Below are 17,516 nucleotides of genomic sequence, written 5' to 3' on the forward strand. Positions count from 1 at the left end.
GTTGGCACGGCGGGTACCGCTTCGGCCAGCATCGCGCTGACCAAGGGCGATGTGGACGCCGGCGACGCGGCTACTTACGACGGCACGGCGTTGACCAGCAATGGCTGGGCGACCAGCAATGGCGGGGTGACCTACACCAAGACCGGCACCTACGGCATCGCCACACTGACCACCGGCACGGGCATCGTGAGCTACGCGCTGAACAATGCCGACACCGACACCGATGGACTGGCCCAGGGCGCCAGCGTCAGCGACAACTTCACCGTCTTCGTCAAGGACGGCAGCACCGGCACCGCCAGCACCGCGGTGAACTTCGCCATCACCGGCACCAACGACGCGCCAGTGGCGCAGGGCGATGTCTATTCGGTGGCGAGCGGCGGCGCACTTCACATTGTCGCGGGGGGCACGCCTGATGGCGTGCTTGCCAATGATACTGATGTCGATAGCGCAATTACCGCCGTGCTTAATGCAGGACCTACGCACGGCACTCTCACTCTAAACGCCAACGGAAGCTTTGATTACACTCCGACCTCCGGTTACATTGGCACCGACACGTTCACTTACCATGCAAGTGACGGAACCGCTTCGAGCAACGTCGTTACGGTGTCGATCGCGGTAACGGCGGGAGCTTCCAGTGGACATATAATTGACTTTGGATCAGCTCAGGACACTGCCGACTTCTCGAAAGCCACGTTTGATAACAACCCTGCAACAGGAGGCGCCTGGTCGGTTTATATGGGCGGCAGTCAGGACACTCTTACGACTGCATGGAACCATCTCAATGGGACGACGTCGTACTTCGCCGACACAGTCCCGGTTGGCACACCTGGAAATCCCAATGACAGTGTAACCCTGCTTTTCTCCGTGGCTCAGCTAGAATCAATTTTGGCAGACGCCACCTATGAGGCGCGTTTGCAAACATATTTGGACGGGAGCATCAGCAACAACGATGCGCTCGACCTTTCCGGGTCGGCTTGGAACGCCAAAGTAGCAGGTTTTGGTAAGGCCCAATTGGCGGTGGCTGCCGCGAATGGGGCAGTGATAAATTATTCGGCCATCGGTGCGGCCGAAGCGAACCTGCCAGATCTCTTCACGACAAACTTGACTGGAAACAGCGCTGACAACACGATCGTTGGCACGAATGTTGGCCAGACCATCGGCGCCATCGACGGTGACACAAATGGAAACGGCAACGACATTCTCGTGGGCCTCGGCGGTGACGATACCCTCCTCGGCGGTGCCGGTTCCGACTTGTTACTTGGCGGACTAGGGAACGACATCCTAACCGGAGGCACCGGCGCGGATATCCTCTCGGGCGGTGCCGGCAACGACACATTCCGCTATACTGCGGCTTCCGAATCGACACACAGCGCTTTTGACACGATTGTCGATTTTACCTCTGGTTCCGACAAGATTGCGGCTACCTCGGGGTTTGCAATCTCCTCTGTAGGCACCTCACTGGCAGCAGCAAACAGTAGCATCGCCGCGCATACGTTTGCCTGGTTCGTCGACACGACCAACAACCAGACCATTGTTTATGGCAATGCTACGAATGGTGCTCTCTCCGGAGGGGACGGAAGTCTTCTGGAAATCCATCTTTCAGGGGTGACTTCGCTGACCGCCGCCGATTTTGTGACAGGAGTGGCGCCAGCCGGAATCGCTGGAGAGCAGATCAACCTTGGCCTAACTGGCCCCTCGGAAAGTTCGGGCGATGTGATCACGGTGAGCGTGGCTGGAGTTCCAGTTGGCTGGACTCTTGAGGGCGCCACGCTGCTTGATGACGGCACCTGGGTCGTGCAGACAAACGACTTGGGTTCGCTGGCGATCACCTCACCAGCAGAATTTGCGGGGGCGACCTTACTGAACGTCACCGAAACCTGGATGGATGGAGACGGCAGTACGGTGGCTAAACTTATCGCCGACAACGTCGAAGCCTACGCGTCGGGTTCGCCGATCTTCGCCTGGTCCAGCGACGACGTGCTGACCGGCTCCGGCGGGAACGACCTGTTCGTCTTCTCGCAGCCGATCGGCAACGACACGGTGCACAGTTTCGACGCGGCGGCGGACCAGATCGATCTCATTGGCTATTCCGGTTTGGCAGACTTCGCCGACGTCCAAGCGCACATGGCCGATGATGGAAACGGCAATACGGTGATCAGCCTCGGCGCCGGGCAGTCGATCACGCTCGATGGTGTGCATTCGAGCGCACTCGCTGGCAGCAATTTCGTCTTCGACCAGACGCCGGTGGTCAACAATGCCGGCACCATGACGATCGGCGACGGCGCATTGCTGCCGCTGAGCGGCACGGTCAACAATACCGGCCTCATCTCGCTCGACTCGACCGGCGGCGATACGCTGCTGCAGCTCATCCAGCACGGCATAACCCTGCAAGGCGGCGGGCAGGTCGTCCTCTCCGACAGTGATGCCAACATGGTCTCCGGCACGGCCGCCGATGTCACCTTCACCAATGTCGACAACACCATCTCCGGCGCCGGTCAACTCGGCGGCGGCCTGCTGTCCCTGGACAACCAAGGCACAATCATCGCCACCGGCACGCATGCGCTGGTCATCGACACTGGCGGCAGCACAGTCGCCAACTCCGGGATTCTGGAGGCGACGGGTTCGGGTGGCCTGACGGTCAACGGTGCCGTCGCCAATTCCGGACTGATCTGGGCCAATGGCGGTGACATTGCGATAGGGGGTCAGGTTACCGGCGACGGCGATGCCATCATCGGCAACATGTCGCAGCTGGAGTTTCACGCAGCCTCTTCCACCAACGTCACCTTCGCGGCGGATGCTGCCGGCACATTGCAGCTGGACGATTCATTCGATTTCAGCGGAAGCATCGCCGGCATCACCAATGATGACAAGGTGGACCTCGGAGACATCTTGTTCGGCACAGGAACATCCGCCGTCTATCATATGAACCAGGATGGAAGTGGAGGAACGCTGCTGGTTTCGGACGGTACCCATGATGCCACGCTCCACATCATCGGCGCGTACGATGCAGACAGCTTCACGGTAGCCGACGATGGCACCGGCCGGACCGTGGTTGGCTATCATCCGGCGGACGAATTCCACTTCGTCTGACCGTTGAACGGCCGCAAGGACCAATCTGAAGCGGGCGCCGGATCAAACCGGCGCCGCTTCAGATCTGAATTTCGGATATTCCAAGACGTAGGGCGGGCCTATTTCTCGCGGAATGCCCGCTGGAACGAGTCGACCAGTGGCTTGGTGAGGTAGGCCAGAAACGTCCGCTCGCCCGTTGAGATGAATGTCTCGACCGGCATGCCCGGATAGATCTGCTCGGGCTTGACCTGCGGTGGCAGCTTGTCGGCCATTTTCAGCCGTACGGTGAAATAAGGCAGCCCCGTGCTGGGGGTAATCAGCCGGTCTGCCGAGATGTAGAACACCTTTCCGGGTACTTTCGGCGTCGTGCGCGCATTGAGCGCCGTAAACATCATATTCGCATCCTGCCCCACCCGGATCGAGTCGATGTCTTCGGGCTTTATCCTGGCCTCGACGATGAGCTCGTTCGTGGTCGGCAGGAGTTCCATCGCAACCTCTCCCGCTCTGATGACGCTGCCTTGAGAATTGTAGAGGGATCGAACGACGATGCCGTCGACCGGGGCCCGAATGGTCGTCCGGTCGAGGACCGATCGAGCAGCGTTGATTTGTTCCTCCAGGTCCGCGACCTGTGCCCGTGCTTTGTTCATCTCGGTCACGGCATCCTCGACCCGGCTGGTTGTTAGCCGTTCAATCTGTTGACGCGCTTCCACGGTCTGGGTTGCAGAACTGGCGATCTGCGCCTCTAGGGATCCTGCCTGGCCTACCAAGTCGGCGGTGCTGCGTAGAAGATCTGTGTATTCCGAACGATTTGTCAGCCCTCTTTCCAGCAGACGCTTTTTGCGTTCAGTTTCCGCATTGACGATTGCGAGCTGGTTTTCCGCGGCCTCCTTTTGAGCCTTGAGCCCAACAATGGCATCCTGAAGTGCTGCTACCCGTTGCTTCAGAATCCCCTGTTCCGCGGCGTAGCGCGCTAGCCGCGCCTCAAATTCCTTGCTTTGCTCTCCGAAGACATCGCTATATTCGGAAGCCCCCGAATATGCTCCGAGGTCACTGGACAAGACAATTTTCTCAAGTCCGTCCCGCTCTGCTTCGAGCCGCGAAATTTCGGCTTTTTGTGCAACCCACTGCTTCAGAACGCGGTTCAGTTGGGATTGCGCGACCGTCGGATCGAGCACGATCAGGGCTTGGCCTCTTGAGACCCTGTCGCCCTCCCGGACCTTGATGCTGCTGACCACGCCTCCTTCGAGGTGCTGGATCATGACATTTTGCCCAGCTGCAGCCACCACACCCGGCGCGATCGTCGCTCCCCCGATGGGTGCGGTGGCCGCCCAGAACCCGAAGCCGAGCACGAAAACGGCCACGCTTCCATAGCCGGCCAGCGTGATCCGATTCGTGCGTGTGTCGACATTGCGCTGCCAGCGATACACCTTGGCGTGCGCTTGGATGGCTTGGCTAGGAACCATCATTGGCGACCTTTATGTCAACGCGAGCCGGTGACGGGAAAGGCACCACTCCTTCATTGTCTTGCGACTGAGCGGCCGCCGCCGCTGCCGCTTGGCTCCGTCGCTGGGCAAGTTGGTCGAGGACGTCCTTGGTCAAACCGTAAATCTCGACCTGACCATTTCGAAGCATGAGGATGCGATCGCATTTGGAAGCGAGGGAGGGCCGGTGGGTGATGACGAGCACGGTCGTTTTCCGTGAACGGGCCTGGATGATAGCCCGCTCGAGCGCGGCTTCGCCGTCGGAATCCAGATTTGCATTGGGCTCATCGAGTACCAGGATCTTGGGTTCACCGTAAAAGGCGCGCGCAAGGCCGATGCGCTGACGCTCGCCACCCGAGAGGCGGACGCCAGTCGGGCCGATCAACGTCGAATATCCATCCCTCTGCCCCAAGATGAGCTCATGCACCTGCGCCTGTTGAGCTGCTTGAACCAATTTCCCGTCAGGCGCATCCGGCTCGAAACGAGTAATGTTCTGGCCGATTGTTCCTGGGAAAAGTTCTACATCCTGGGGAAGATAGCCAATATGGCGGCCGAGCTCCTCCGGATCCCAGTTTCGAATATCGCCGCCATCGATGCGGATGACCCCCGATCGGGGCTCGATGGCACCAACTATGAGGCGCGCCAGAGTCGATTTTCCAGCTTGGCTTGGCCCGACGATCGCGACTGTTTCGCCAGCGGGGACTTCAAAGGTCACCCGCTTTATAAGCGGCAGGGAGCCGTCGGCCGAACCTGGAAGATGATAGACTAACTGATCCGCACTCAACGCCCCTTGGGGCGTTGGCAATGCGACATTTTCCTTTGGTCCCGACCTCGATTGGACAGCTGAAAGCCGCTTCCAGGCAAGATTGGCGTCGATGATCTGCCGCCAACTCCCAACGATCTGATCCAGAGGTTGCAGGGCGCGTGCGGAAATCATCGAGGACGCAAATATCATACCGGCGGTCATCTCGTTGTGCAGGACCAGATAAGCGCCGACGCCCAATATCGCGATCTGCAGTACCGATCGTGTGGTGCGGGAAACACCACCATAAAATGCGTTGGTGCGAGCGAGCCCATCGGAGGCATGCAGAGAGCCGGAAAAACGGGTGCCCCAGAACTCTATCGCATTGGACACCATGCCGAGTGCGCGGACCGTTTCGAAGTTTCGCGCGAAGGCCTGCGCCGAATTCATTGCAGCGCCAAGACTCTCCGCCGCCTCTTTGCCGGGCCGCGAACTTGCGACTTGGTTCAGCACGGCAATAAATACCATGAGAACCGCCCCGACGACCGTTACAAGGAACAGCAACGGGTGGATGAAATAGAGCAGGCCCACAAAGATAGGGCCAAATGGAAGATCGAAGAGAAAGAAAATGGTTCGCGAGGCGATAAATCCCCGCAGAGTGGCCAGGTCACGCAATGCTTGAACATCGCCGAGTCCAGCGCGTGGACCACTCATTGCGGCGAGAAAAGACGACGTGCCCAAAGAGACATCCATGCGTGCGGCGAGGCGGCTCGCATACACACCGCGGACGACTTCAAGCACGCCGAACAGCAAGAGCGATGAGAGTGCAAGCAAGGTGAGGTAGGTGAGAGTATCCAGGTTGGCGGCGGGCAACACCCGGTCATAGACCTGCAGCATATAGAGAGGCAGGATCAGCACGAGCGTGTTCATCACCGCGGAGAAGAGGCCCATTTCGGCCACGCTTCTCGATAGCACCTTTCGGTTTATAGAACTTGACATGCCCGGAATTGCCCCCTGGGAAATGCACGCACATTAGGCAATCTTTATATATCATTCGAGGTTGGCACGCTATCGACTGCGATTCTTTTGAGAGCCATAGTAAAGAGGACCGGCGCCGACTGGCGCTACGCCAGCAAAATCGATGCATTGAGGGATCAGGGCGGTTGCTGCGCGCCCGGATAAATCAGGCTCTTGATCAACTGGCTCGACAAACCTGATGTCCTTACCCATCCCGCCTGGTTGCGGTGGCCATACTTCGTTACCGGCCTTGAACGGCCTATACCGGCATCAGGCCACAGATAATTCACCGCGAGCGCCAACGGTTGCGGGCGGCCTCGGATGGGCTGATCGAGGCCCGCGTGCTCGATGTTAGGCAACCCGCCTTGGGTAAGGCCCTGCCTGAATATGAGACGTTGTATTTGGGCTGGTTGACTGCTTCAAGTAGGCAAACAGTTTCGAACCAACGTGACGGTGGATTGGGACGCGTTGCTACTACGTTAGGCCAGTCATTTGCCCCGCCAGCGACGACACTGAAGGGTGCTCGAGCATACGCGATTGTTGCCGGCGAGGCCTATGAGAACCCCTTGAGATAAGCGCCGCAAGGCGGTTGAAGCGAACTAGCTAGATCTAACCCCTATAAACCCGCTGCGAACGTTCCATTAGCAGATGATTTCTACGACAGCGCTGTATTGGTGGTAGCCCTCTCAAGGCTCGAACCCCCGATGACGTTCGTAATGTATTAGGCCGCGGCGGACGCCATCCCGCCGTGATACGGTTGCCCGCACTCCTCCTCGTCCGACCGTTAATCCTGAAGAACCACCGTCCCTTTTGCACGCCGGCGCCACTGTTTTTTTCTACTCGCTCCACGCGTCGCTTTAAATGTCTCAGCCTATCGGTTTCAATTTGCCGCAGCGTTTGCGATGGAGGTGAAACATGGGCCGAGCGCAACCAGTGTCGATCAGACGAACCGTTCGCAGGCATGAACTACGCGAGATAGTTCCGCTGGCCGACAGCACTATCTACGAAATGGAGCAGCGGGGAGAGTTTCCGCGGCGCTTCGCATTGACGCCACGATGCGTGGTTTGGGACCTAGGCGAGGTTCAGGCATGGCTCGCTGCTCGCCGCTCAAAGCCAATCCTCCGAGCTCCGGCGCCCGACGTGAAGCAACGTAAGACCCGCCCGGTCAAAGAGCAGGATCGGGCTCCAAGATCGGCATCGACGGCGGAATGAGAGTTGGGATGTGTCTTCTGCCGTCGGCCCATGCATCCAAGATGTCGGACCACTCTTGCATCATGTGTCGGCGCTGCACCTTATACTCGGCTTTGTTGTAGACGCCGCGCGACGAGCGCCCATCCTCGTGCGCCAAGCACTTTTCGATCCAGTCACTGTTGAAACCAAGTTCATTCAGCAGGGTGGAACCCGTTCGCCGCAGGTCGTGGACCGTAAACGGCTCCAGGGGCAGACCTTCCGCCCTGGCTCGTTCCACGACTGCGTATGTCACCCGGTTAAAGGTGGCGCGCGACATAGGGGCATCCGCGTCGTACCTCGAAGGCAGAAGATACCTTGAATTCCCCGCGCAGGTCTTCAGGGCGATCATGATGTCGAGCGCCTGGCGCGACAGGTAAACATTATGTGCCTTCGAGCGCTTCATCCGCTCCTTGGGGATTGTCCACACCGCATTCTCGAAGTCGACTTCGTCCCAAACGGCGTCCTGCAACTCGCTCTTGCGTACCATCGTGAGCAAATAGAGCCGCATCCCCAAACGGATGGTGGGAAGCGTAGCGATATGTTCGAGCTGCTTAAGCATCACTCGAATTTCAGAGGGTGACAGTGAGCGGTCCCTCGGCACGAAGGTTGCGATCGATGCCGGCCCAACGCCGTCCCCAGGATTGGCGACCTTTTCACCATGCAAGATCGCGAAGCTGTAGATCTGCTTCAGGATGTCTCGCACGTGGATAGCCGTTGCCGGGGCTCCGCGATCGACGATTTTGCCGCAGTGGGCTCTTAGGTCGTCCGGCGTAATCTCCGTCAAGAGACGATTGCGCCAGACCGGCAGCAGTTCACGCTCCAAGATCGAACGTCGCATGGCACGCGTACTGTCGGCCATCGGCGCCCCGGTCAACCACTTCTCCCCGAACTCGCCAAAGCACTTCGCCTCCTTCAGGCGACGCTTCTCGCGCTGCTTCTCGATCGCCGGAGAGCGCCCCTCGCGGACCTCGCGCTTTGCGTCGAGGCATTTTTCTCGGGCGCGAGCAAGCGAGATCCCATCGCGTCCGTACCTGCCTAGATAGACGGTCTCCCGGCGGCCATTGAGCCTGTAATCCAGGCGAAACGAGATCGCGCCACTCGGCATGACGCGAACATACATCCCATCGCGGTCCGCAATTTTGTATATTTTATCTTTTGGTTTCAATGCTTTGAATGCGGCGTCCGTCAGCATCACTATTGTCTCCCGAAAAGTACCGTCAGCACATTTTCAAGGGCTCGTGGCAGATATTTCTTTTTTCTTTCAATGTGTTAAAAGCAAAAAAGTACCGTCACGAGCCTCATTGACCGTGACGGTACTTTGAAAATTTCGTCCGAGCAATACAACGGAGACCCGTCGGGCAAGCCATCAGAGCCAAACTCTACGTGCCGATAGTCACCGAATGTTCTGGAGAGGATTTCGTTTTTCTTTCAATGCATTGCGTCGTACCGTGGCGTAATTTCGACGACGTTTGAGCAGGCCTGAATCATTCCCACTCAATCGTGCCGGGCGGTTTCGACGTGACGTCGTAGACGACGCGGTTGATGCCGCGGACCTCGTTGATGATGCGCGTGGCGGCAGCGCCCAGGAAGCCCATGTCGTAGTGGTAGAAATCGGCGGTCATGCCGTCGACCGAGGTGACGGCGCGCAGGGCGCAGACGAATTCGTAGGTGCGCCCGTCGCCCATCACGCCAACGGTCTGCACCGGCAGCAGCACGGCGAAGGCCTGCCAGATGGCGTCGTAGAGGCCGGCCTTGCGGATCTCGTCGAGGTAGATCGCGTCGGCCTCGCGCAGGATCTCCAGCTTCTCGCGCGTGATGCCGCCCGGGCAGCGGATGGCGAGGCCGGGGCCGGGAAACGGATGGCGTCCGATGAAGCTTTCGGGCAGGCCGAGTTCCTTGCCCAGCGCCCTCACCTCGTCCTTGAACAGTTCGCGCAGCGGCTCGACCAGCTTCATGTTCATGCGCTCGGGCAGGCCGCCGACATTGTGGTGCGACTTGATGGTCACCGACGGGCCGCCGGTGAAGGAGACGCTCTCGATGACGTCGGGATAGAGTGTGCCCTGCGCCAGGAAATCGGCGCCGCCCAGTTTCTGCGCCTCTTCCTCGAACACCTCGATAAACAGGCGGCCGATGGTCTTGCGCTTCTTCTCCGGATCGGCTTCGCCTTCCAGCGCCGAGATGAACTTGTCCGAGGCATCGACCAGGATCAGCGGCAGATTGTAATGCTGGCGGAACATCGAAACCACGCCGGCCGCTTCGTCCTTGCGCATCAGGCCGTGGTCGACGAGGATGCAGGTCAGCTGGTCACCGACGGCCTCGTGGATCAGCAGCGCGGCGACCGAGGAGTCCACGCCGCCCGACAGCGCGCAGATGACCTTGCCCTTGCCGACCTGCTTGCGGATCGCCTCGACCGCGTGTTCGCGATAGGCGCGCATCGTCCAGTCGCCCTCGATGCCGGCGATGTTGTGGACAAAGTTCCTGAGCAGCCTCGCACCGTCGGGCGTGTGCACCACCTCGGGGTGGAACATGATGCCGTACATCCTGCGCCCGACATCGCCGAAGATGGCGAAAGGCGAGCTTTCCGACTTGCCAAAGACCTCGAAACCCGGCGGCAGGGCGATGACGCGGTCGCCATGGCTCATCCACACCTGATGGCGCTGGCCGGTGGCCCACAGGCCCTCGAACAGCGGGCTGTCCTTTTCGATCTCGACGAAGGCGCGGCCGAATTCACGATGGTTGGAGCTTTCGGCGACACCGCCCATCTGCACGCACATCGCCATCTGGCCATAGCAGATGCCGAGCACCGGCACGCCGGCGTCGAAGACGATCTGCGGCGCGCGCGGGCTGCCGATATCGCTGGTCGACGCGGGGCCACCAGACAGGATCACCGCTTTTGGATTGATGCGCTTGAACACCGCCTCGGCCGACTGGAACGGCACGATCTCGGAAAACACCCCCGCCTCGCGGATGCGGCGGGCAATGAGCTGCGTAAACTGGCTGCCGAAATCGACAATCAGGACGGTGTCGGGATGATTGGCTGTTGTCATGGCGAGCGTTTAGAGAAAGAAACGAGTCTGCGCAATGGGTTGCGTAGCCTGACGTTCAGAGCGGTCTCACCTCTTCATGAGGTGAATCCGTCCGCAGCGTGCCCGACCCGATCGCCTGTTCAAGACGCGTGACGGCGTCGGCCAGCTTCTCGTCGATGACATGGAGGTATTCAGTCCAGTCACCAACGTGCCTGAGATCGGCCGCGCCGTCGGAAATGCCGCGCAACCCGATCAAAGGCACATCGAACAACTGGCAGGCGCGCAGGCATGCGAAGGTTTCCATGTCCACCATGTCGGCCGCGATCGTGTCGTAGGCCGCGCCGGTGATGATCGCCCCACCGGTCGACAGCGTGGCCTCCTTTATCTCCGGGATGCGGAACGGCAGCGGCACGGTCACCGGCAGGTCGAGAAACGGCGTCGCGCCTTTCTCGAAGCCAAGCGGCGACGCATCGATGTCGCGATAACCGACGGAGACGGCCTGGTAGATCTCGGTCTGCTCAAGCGTCCTGCTTCCGGCGGAACCGAGCGACACGACGAGATCAGGCAAGGCTTTCTGCGACTTCAGCCAAGACAGTTCCGCGCCGAGCCGGACGCCGGCTTCGACCGGGCCGACACCCGTCATCAGCGGGGTGAACAGCCGCTGCAGATGCGGACCATATTCGGCCTGCGCCGCCATGACGAAAAGGACATCCCTGCCACCGATCCGCACAATTTTGTCCATCGGATCACCCTGCAATCCCATCACGGCCAACCATCGTCATCATCGTCCCCGTCATGGTGGCGATCAGCTTGGCCTCGCCGTCGGCGGCGAAGGCATAGGCCTGGCCATCGGCAACGATGATGGTGCGGCCGGGCTTGGTCACCGTGCCACGGAACAGGAAACGCTCGCCCCTGCCCGGCGCCAAAAGGTTGACCTTGAATTCGATGGTCAGCACACCTGAATTCTCCGGCATCAGCGAGAATGCCGCATAGCCGCAGGCCGAGTCCAGCGCGGTCGAAATGACACCCGCATGCAGGAAGCCATGTTGCTGGGTCAACGCCGCCGAATAAGGCATCTCGATCTCGATGATACCGGGCGTCACAAGCGTCAGTTCGGCACCGATGGTCGCCATCGCCTGCTGGCGCGCGAAGGACGCCCTGACGCGATCCTCATAGTCTGGAGCCGGTACGATCTTTGCCGCCATCACGATTTGCCTTCAGGTTTGCCGGGAAAGCTTATCGCAGAGGCACGGGCAGCAGGCAATGCTTTTGCTGCAGTGCAGCATTCGGCCCGGTCTTGGCAGAGAAATCGAATCTCCTGTGATATGGGGGCGCCCCTTTGCGGTTCAACTGGCCCTGCGCATGGCACAGAAGTAGAATCCGTCAGTGCCGCTCAGCGCCGGCGACAGTGAAACATCCCCGCCGGCGCCGATCCGCGCGGCCGCCTCATGGCCTGGAAAACAGCTGTTCCAGAGCGCGCGGTGATCGACCGGAGCAAAGCCGCTGTTGCGCTCGCGGAATGCCGCGACCTGTTGGCCATTCTCCTCGTCGAATACCGAGCAGGTGATGTAGACCAGTAGGCCGCCGGGTTTGACATAGGCGCGTGCCGCGTCGAGGATCGCCGATTGCTCACCCTTGCGGGCGTCGAGCTGTCTTTGCGTCAGCCGCCATTTGGCATCGGGACGGCGCCGCCAGGTGCCGCTGCCGGTACAGGGCGCGTCGACCAGCACGATGTCCATATGCTTGGCGAGCGGAGCGAGTTCAGCCGGCTTGGTGACGACCTGCACATTGCGGTTTTCCGAGCGGCGGATGCGGTCGAAGATCGGCGCCAGCCGTGCCTTTTCGGCGTCATGGGCAAAGATCTGGCCCCGATTTTCCATCGCGGCCGACAGCGCCAGCGTCTTGCCGCCAGCGCCGGCGCAGAAGTCAAGCACCTGCATCCCGGCCGTCGCGCCGGCAAGCGCTGCGGCAATTTGCGACCCCTCGTCCTGGACCTCGAACCAGCCTTTCTGGAAGGACGGCTCGGCCTGCACGTTAGGGTGCCTGCCGTCGCCGTCGATGGGCGGGATGCGGATGCCCTGTGGCGCGATCCGTGCGGCGCTGGCCCCGGTCTGCGCCAGCTCGGCCAGCAATTTGGCGCGGTCGGCCTGCAACGTGTTGACCCGGATGTCGAGCGGCGGGCGGGTGGCAAGCGCGGCGCCCTCCTCGACCCATGTCCCGCCGAAGGCCCGTTCGAAAAGCGGTTCGCACCAATCGGGTATGTCGGCGCGAACCGCGGGCGGCGCGTCGGCAAGCCTGCGTTGTGCGATTGCCTGGAGTTCCGTGGCGCTGAGCAGCGGCGGCGCGAACTTGTCGCCTTCGAGCCCGGTGTTGAGTGATTGCGCCGTCTGGCCCCATTCGAGCAGCAGCGCCCCGAAGCCGATGGCACGCGGCGTGTCTTCGCCGAGCAGCCAGCCGGCGGAGCGTTTGTGGCGCAGCGCGTCGTAGACGATGTTGCCGATCGCGGCGCGATCCCCGCCGCCAGCGAAACGGTGTGAGAGCCCCCAATCCTTCAGCGCATCGGCCACCGGCCGGTGACGCCGGCCAATGTCCTCCAGCACTTCGATGGCCGCAGCCAGCCGTCCGCCCAGTCGCATTCGTTATTCCATCAAATCGAGCACGTTCATCTCTCGGCCTGCTCTTAGAGCCTTTCACGTCCGGATTGAACCCCGCTCCGACTCGCGACGAGGCAGCAGCCGGACCGTGGCCTGCCAAATCTGTCCGATCAAGAAATCATCCGGGTCGGCACCAGCAGAGCGACCAGTAGATGAAAGATCTCTAATGTTCGTAACTGGGTGAGCGCAAGCACCGTACATGGCGCAACAGCTCTGCTTTCCAAGTTTTTCGGTTGGGAATACTCTTCCAACCATGATTCGCGGCGCGGAAAACGCGGACCGGCGGATCGTCACGAGGAGAGGGCAATGAAGACTTATCTGGCGGAAGTTCTAGGCACATTTCTGTTGGTATTCATCGGCACGGCGTCGGTGGTGACGGGCGGCTTCGGCGGCGCGCTTCCCCTTGGTCAGGAAGGCATTGGCCTGGCATTCGGCATCGGTCTCATCGCGGCGGCCTATGCGATCGGTCCGATTTCGGGCGCGCATCTCAATCCGGCGGTGACGCTCGGCGTCTTCCTTGCCGGCCGACTGCCGGCCAAGGACGTCATTCCCTACTGGATCGCGCAGATCATCGGCGCCATCCTGGCTTCGCTGGCGTTGTGGATCATCGTTTCCGGCCAAGCCGGCGGCCACACAGGCGGCTTCGGTGCCAATGGCTGGGATGAGGCGAAATGGGGCATGAGCTCGGCATTCCTGTGGGAGCTGATCGGCACCTTCACCTTCGTTACCGTGATCCTCGGCGTTACCGCTGAAAAGCACTCGACGGCATTTGCCGGATTGGTCATCGGCCTGACGCTGGCGGGCATTCACTTCGCCATGATCCCGGTCACCGGGACCTCGGTCAATCCAGCCCGCTCCATCGGCCCGGCGCTGTTCTCGGGCGGTGCAGCGATCAGCCAGCTCTGGCTGTTCATCGTCGCGCCGCTGATCGGCGGCGCCGTCGCCGGCGTCGTGGCCAAGGCGCGTGTCTTCGAAAAGGATTGATCTCGAAGACCTGAATGAAGAAAAGGCGCGGACCGTGGCCCGCGCCTTTTTGTTGAGTGAGTATCTGCCTGGATCAGCGCGCGATGTCGAAGCGGTCGGCGTTCATCACCTTGGTCCATGCCGCGACGAAATCTCGGACGAATTTCTGCCCGGCGTCCGCCGATCCATAGACCTCTGCCAGCGCACGCAGTTGCGCATGCGAACCGCAGATCAGGTCGGCACGGGTGCCGGTCCATTTGACCGCCTTGGTCTTGCGGTCGCGACCCTCATACACTTCTTCCGAGCCTGGGACGGAGCCGGCAGCCGGATCCCAGACTGTGTTCATGCTGAGCAGATTGACGAAGAAGTCGTTGGTCAGCGTGCCCGGCCTGTCGGTGAACACGCCGTGCTTCGACTTGCCGGTGTTGGCGCCGAGCACCCGCAGACCGCCGACGAGCACCGTCAATTCCGGCGCCGTCAGCGCCAGCAACTGTGCCCGGTCAACCAGCATCGCTTCAACCGACATGGGCTGCTTGCCGCTGACATAGTTGCGGAAGCCATCCACCTTCGGCTCGAGCGCGGCGAAGGAGTGCACGTCCGTCTGCTCCTGCGAGGCGTCCATGCGGCCGGGCGTGAACGGCACCTTCACCTCATGGCCGCCGTCCTTGGCGGCTTTTTCGACCGCGGCGACGCCGCCAAGCACGATCAGGTCGGCGAGCGAGACCTTCTTGCCGCCGGCGTTGAACTCCTTCTGGATGCCCTCGAGCTTGGCAAGCACCTTCGCCAGTTCAGCCGGCTGGTTGACGTCCCAGTCCTTCTGCGGCGCCAGGCGGATGCGGGCGCCGTTGGCGCCGCCGCGCTTGTCGGAATTGCGGAACGTGGAGGCCGAGGCCCAGGCGGTCGAGACCAACTCGGAAACCGACAGACCCGATGTGAGGATCTTCGCCTTCAGCGACGCAATGTCCTGCTCGCCGACCAGTTCATGATCGATCGCCGGAATCGGATCCTGCCAGATCAGTTCTTCCTTCGGCACCAACGGGCCGAGATAGCGCGCGACCGGACCCATGTCGCGATGGGTCAGCTTGAACCAGGCGCGGGCGAAGGCATCGGCGAACTGGTCCGGATGCTCGTGGAAACGCCGCGAGATCTTCTCATAGGCCGGGTCGAAACGCAGCGCGAGGTCGGTGGTCAGCATCGCCGGCGCATGACGCTTGGAGGGATTATGCGCATCCGGCACCGTGCCGGCGCCGGCGCCGCCCTTCGGCGTCCACTGATGGGCACCGGCCGGGCTCTTCGTCAGTTCCCATTCGTAGTTGAAGAGGTTGTCGAAAAAGTTGTTGCTCCATTTGGTCGGCGTCGTGGTCCAGGTGACCTCGAGACCCGAAGTGATGGCGTCGCCAGCAATGCCGGTGGCATACTTGCTCGACCAGCCGAGGCCCTGCGCCTCGATGCCAGCGCCTTCCGGCTCTGCCCCCACCAGCGAGGCGTCGCCGGCGCCATGGGTCTTGCCGAAGGTATGGCCACCGGCGATCAGCGCCACGGTTTCCTCGTCGTTCATCGCCATGCGGGCGAAGGTTTCCCTGATGTCGCGCGCCGCGGCCAGCGGATCGGGCTTGCCGTTCGGGCCTTCCGGATTGACGTAGATCAGGCCCATCTGGACGGCACCGAGATGGCCCTGAAGCTCGCGGTCGCCGGAGTAACGCTCGTCACCGAGCCACTTGGTCTCCGAACCCCAGTCCACATCCTGTTCGGGCTCCCACACGTCGGCGCGCCCACCGGCAAAACCGAAAGTCTTGAAGCCCATCGATTCCAGCGCGACATTGCCGGTGAGGATCAACAGGTCAGCCCAGGAGATCTTGCGGCCATATTTCTGTTTGACCGGCCACAGCAGGCGGCGGGCCTTGTCGAGATTGGCGTTGTCCGGCCAGCTGTTGAGCGGCGCGAAACGCTGCTGGCCAGCTCCGGCGCCACCACGGCCGTCACCGATGCGATAGGTGCCTGCGCTGTGCCAGGCCATGCGGATGAACAAAGGGCCGTAATGGCCAAAGTCGGCCGGCCACCAATCCTGCGAATCCGTCATGACGTGGCGGAGATCCTTGATCACCGCATCGAGATCGAGGCTCTTGAATTCCTTTGCATAGTCGAAGTCCTCACCCATCGGATCCGACAGGTTGGACTGCTGATGAAGAACGGCAAGATCGAGCTGGTTCGGCCACCAGTCACGGTTGGTCCTGCCGGCGGATCCATGCGCCACGGGGCATTTGCCAGCGCTGTTGTCGTCGGTTTTCGCGTCCATCTTATTCTCCAATTTTTGCCGAGGTTTCCAGGCAGCCGAGGCACACCATTCTGGAATGATTCCAGACTAGGCCGCATTCGTGATAAAAACAAATTGCCTTTCCTGTTCATTTCAATAGGATTTTCTTATGATAGGCTTGACCGTCCGGCAGATGCATTATTTCGACGCGTTGGCGCAGACGCTGCATTTCGGACGCGCGGCAAAACTCGCCGGCGTCAGCCAGCCGGCGCTCTCCTCGCAGATCGCGGAAATGGAGCAGCGCCTGAACTGCCGGCTGTTCGAACGCGGCGGCAGGTCGGTCCGCATGACCGACGAAGCGATTGCGCTCTTGCCGCGCATCGAGCGCATCCTGGCCGACATACGTGACGTCGAGACGACAGCGCGGCACGGCCGCACGGCCATGGAGGGGCGCTTCCGACTGGGCATCATCCCAACCGTCGCGCCCTATCTTCTGCCGCGCGCCCTGCCCGAACTGAAGAAGCATTTCCCGGCCTTGCTGCTCGAACTGCGCGAGGCGGTCACCACCTCCCTGGTCGAGGACATCGCCTCGCGAAAGCTCGATGCCTTCATCGCGGCACTTCCTCTCGATCACCCGGGCCTGATCACAGAGGCGCTGTTCTCCGACCGGTTCTTTCTCGCCGTGCCGTCGGGCGATCCGGCCTTTGCCTCGCCACCGGTTCCGCCCGAAAGCCCGGCGCTGGAAAGGCTGATGCTGCTGGAGGAAGGGCATTGCCTGCGCGAACAGGCGCTGGCGGTCTGCGGCAATGTGCGGCCGGTGGCGATGGCAAGCTACGGCGCCACCAGCCTGACCACGCTCCTGCAGATGGTGGCGCACGGGCTCGGCGTCACGCTCATTCCCGAAATGGCGGCTGGACCGGCCGGCGCCATCCCCGACCTCAAGATCGTGCCGTTCCAGGAGCCGATGCCGCAACGGATGATCTGCCTTGCCTGGCGGCGCAACAATGCCCGCCACGGCGAATGCGTGGAACTCGCCAAGATCATCCGAAGCCTCGGCGCGGCGGTGCTGGCAGCCTGAGG

Annotated in this window: 12 protein-coding genes; 4 read left to right on the plus strand and 8 right to left on the minus strand. The window is 61.2% G+C overall.

The window, feature by feature from the left end; translation table 11 throughout:
• A partial coding sequence (locus tag FJ930_RS27010) for an Ig-like domain-containing protein (RefSeq protein WP_141840813.1) occupies nucleotides 1-3,090 on the plus strand: 3,090 nt, incomplete at its 5' end.
• Nucleotides 3,091-3,188: 98 nt separating this feature from the next.
• Here FJ930_RS27010 and FJ930_RS27015 read toward each other — a convergent pair.
• Together FJ930_RS27015 and FJ930_RS27020 are read right to left on the minus strand one after the other, a co-directional pair.
• Entirely contained in the window at nucleotides 3,189-4,535 is a 1,347-nt protein-coding gene (locus FJ930_RS27015) for an HlyD family type I secretion periplasmic adaptor subunit (RefSeq protein WP_246677046.1), read from the minus strand.
• Nucleotides 4,522-6,291, minus strand: a complete 1,770-nt coding sequence (locus tag FJ930_RS27020) for a type I secretion system permease/ATPase (protein ID WP_141840814.1) — start codon at nucleotides 6,289-6,291, stop codon at nucleotides 4,522-4,524. Before FJ930_RS27020 ends, FJ930_RS27015 begins: the two co-directional genes overlap by 14 nt.
• 933 nt (nucleotides 6,292-7,224) lie before the next feature.
• Here FJ930_RS27020 and FJ930_RS27025 point away from each other — a divergent pair.
• Nucleotides 7,225-7,521 carry an AlpA family phage regulatory protein gene (locus tag FJ930_RS27025; protein WP_141840815.1) on the plus strand — a complete coding sequence of 99 codons (297 nt, stop codon included), beginning with the start codon at nucleotides 7,225-7,227 and terminating at the stop codon, nucleotides 7,519-7,521.
• Here FJ930_RS27025 and FJ930_RS27030 read toward each other — a convergent pair.
• The 5 genes from FJ930_RS27030 to FJ930_RS27050 all read right to left on the minus strand — a co-directional run bounded on the left by FJ930_RS27030 (nucleotide 7,475) and on the right by FJ930_RS27050 (nucleotide 13,201).
• Nucleotides 7,475-8,731 carry a site-specific integrase gene (locus FJ930_RS27030; protein WP_141840816.1) on the minus strand — a complete coding sequence of 419 codons (1,257 nt, stop codon included), beginning with the start codon at nucleotides 8,729-8,731 and terminating at the stop codon, nucleotides 7,475-7,477. The two genes, FJ930_RS27025 and FJ930_RS27030, sit on opposite strands and share 47 nt — an antisense overlap.
• 292 nt (nucleotides 8,732-9,023) lie before the next feature.
• On the minus strand, nucleotides 9,024-10,586 hold the full coding sequence (gene guaA / locus FJ930_RS27035) for a glutamine-hydrolyzing GMP synthase (RefSeq protein WP_141840817.1): 1,563 nt from the start codon (nucleotides 10,584-10,586) through the stop codon (nucleotides 9,024-9,026).
• Nucleotides 10,587-10,641: 55 nt separating this feature from the next.
• A complete protein-coding gene (locus FJ930_RS27040; protein WP_141840818.1) occupies nucleotides 10,642-11,307 on the minus strand; it encodes a 5'-methylthioadenosine/S-adenosylhomocysteine nucleosidase in 666 nt (221 codons plus the stop codon).
• 4 nt (nucleotides 11,308-11,311) lie between these two features.
• On the minus strand, nucleotides 11,312-11,770 hold the full coding sequence (locus FJ930_RS27045) for a PaaI family thioesterase (RefSeq protein WP_141840819.1): 459 nt from the start codon (nucleotides 11,768-11,770) through the stop codon (nucleotides 11,312-11,314).
• A gap of 141 nt (nucleotides 11,771-11,911) precedes the next feature.
• Nucleotides 11,912-13,201: an RsmB/NOP family class I SAM-dependent RNA methyltransferase gene (locus FJ930_RS27050; protein WP_141840820.1), complete on the minus strand. Its 1,290-nt coding sequence runs from the start codon at nucleotides 13,199-13,201 to the stop codon at nucleotides 11,912-11,914.
• A gap of 324 nt (nucleotides 13,202-13,525) precedes the next feature.
• Between FJ930_RS27050 and FJ930_RS27055 the strand changes: the two genes are divergently transcribed.
• Complete coding sequence (locus FJ930_RS27055) at nucleotides 13,526-14,203, plus strand: MIP family channel protein (RefSeq protein ID WP_141840821.1); 678 nt, start codon at nucleotides 13,526-13,528, stop codon at nucleotides 14,201-14,203.
• Nucleotides 14,204-14,276: 73 nt separating this feature from the next.
• Here the strand turns inward: FJ930_RS27055 and katG are convergent, their stop codons facing one another.
• Nucleotides 14,277-16,478 (minus strand): catalase/peroxidase HPI, encoded by a 2,202-nt coding sequence (gene katG / locus FJ930_RS27060; RefSeq protein WP_141840822.1) that lies wholly within the window; start codon nucleotides 16,476-16,478, stop codon nucleotides 14,277-14,279.
• Between the two features lie 127 nt (nucleotides 16,479-16,605).
• On the opposite strand from katG, the gene FJ930_RS27065 reads away from it, so the two are divergent.
• Nucleotides 16,606-17,514 carry a hydrogen peroxide-inducible genes activator gene (locus tag FJ930_RS27065; RefSeq protein WP_141840823.1) on the plus strand — a complete coding sequence of 303 codons (909 nt, stop codon included), beginning with the start codon at nucleotides 16,606-16,608 and terminating at the stop codon, nucleotides 17,512-17,514.
• Nucleotides 17,515-17,516 lie beyond the last annotated feature (2 nt).

Source organism: Mesorhizobium sp. B2-4-15 (assembly GCF_006658505.1).
Classification (GTDB): Bacteria; Pseudomonadota; Alphaproteobacteria; order Rhizobiales; family Rhizobiaceae; genus Mesorhizobium.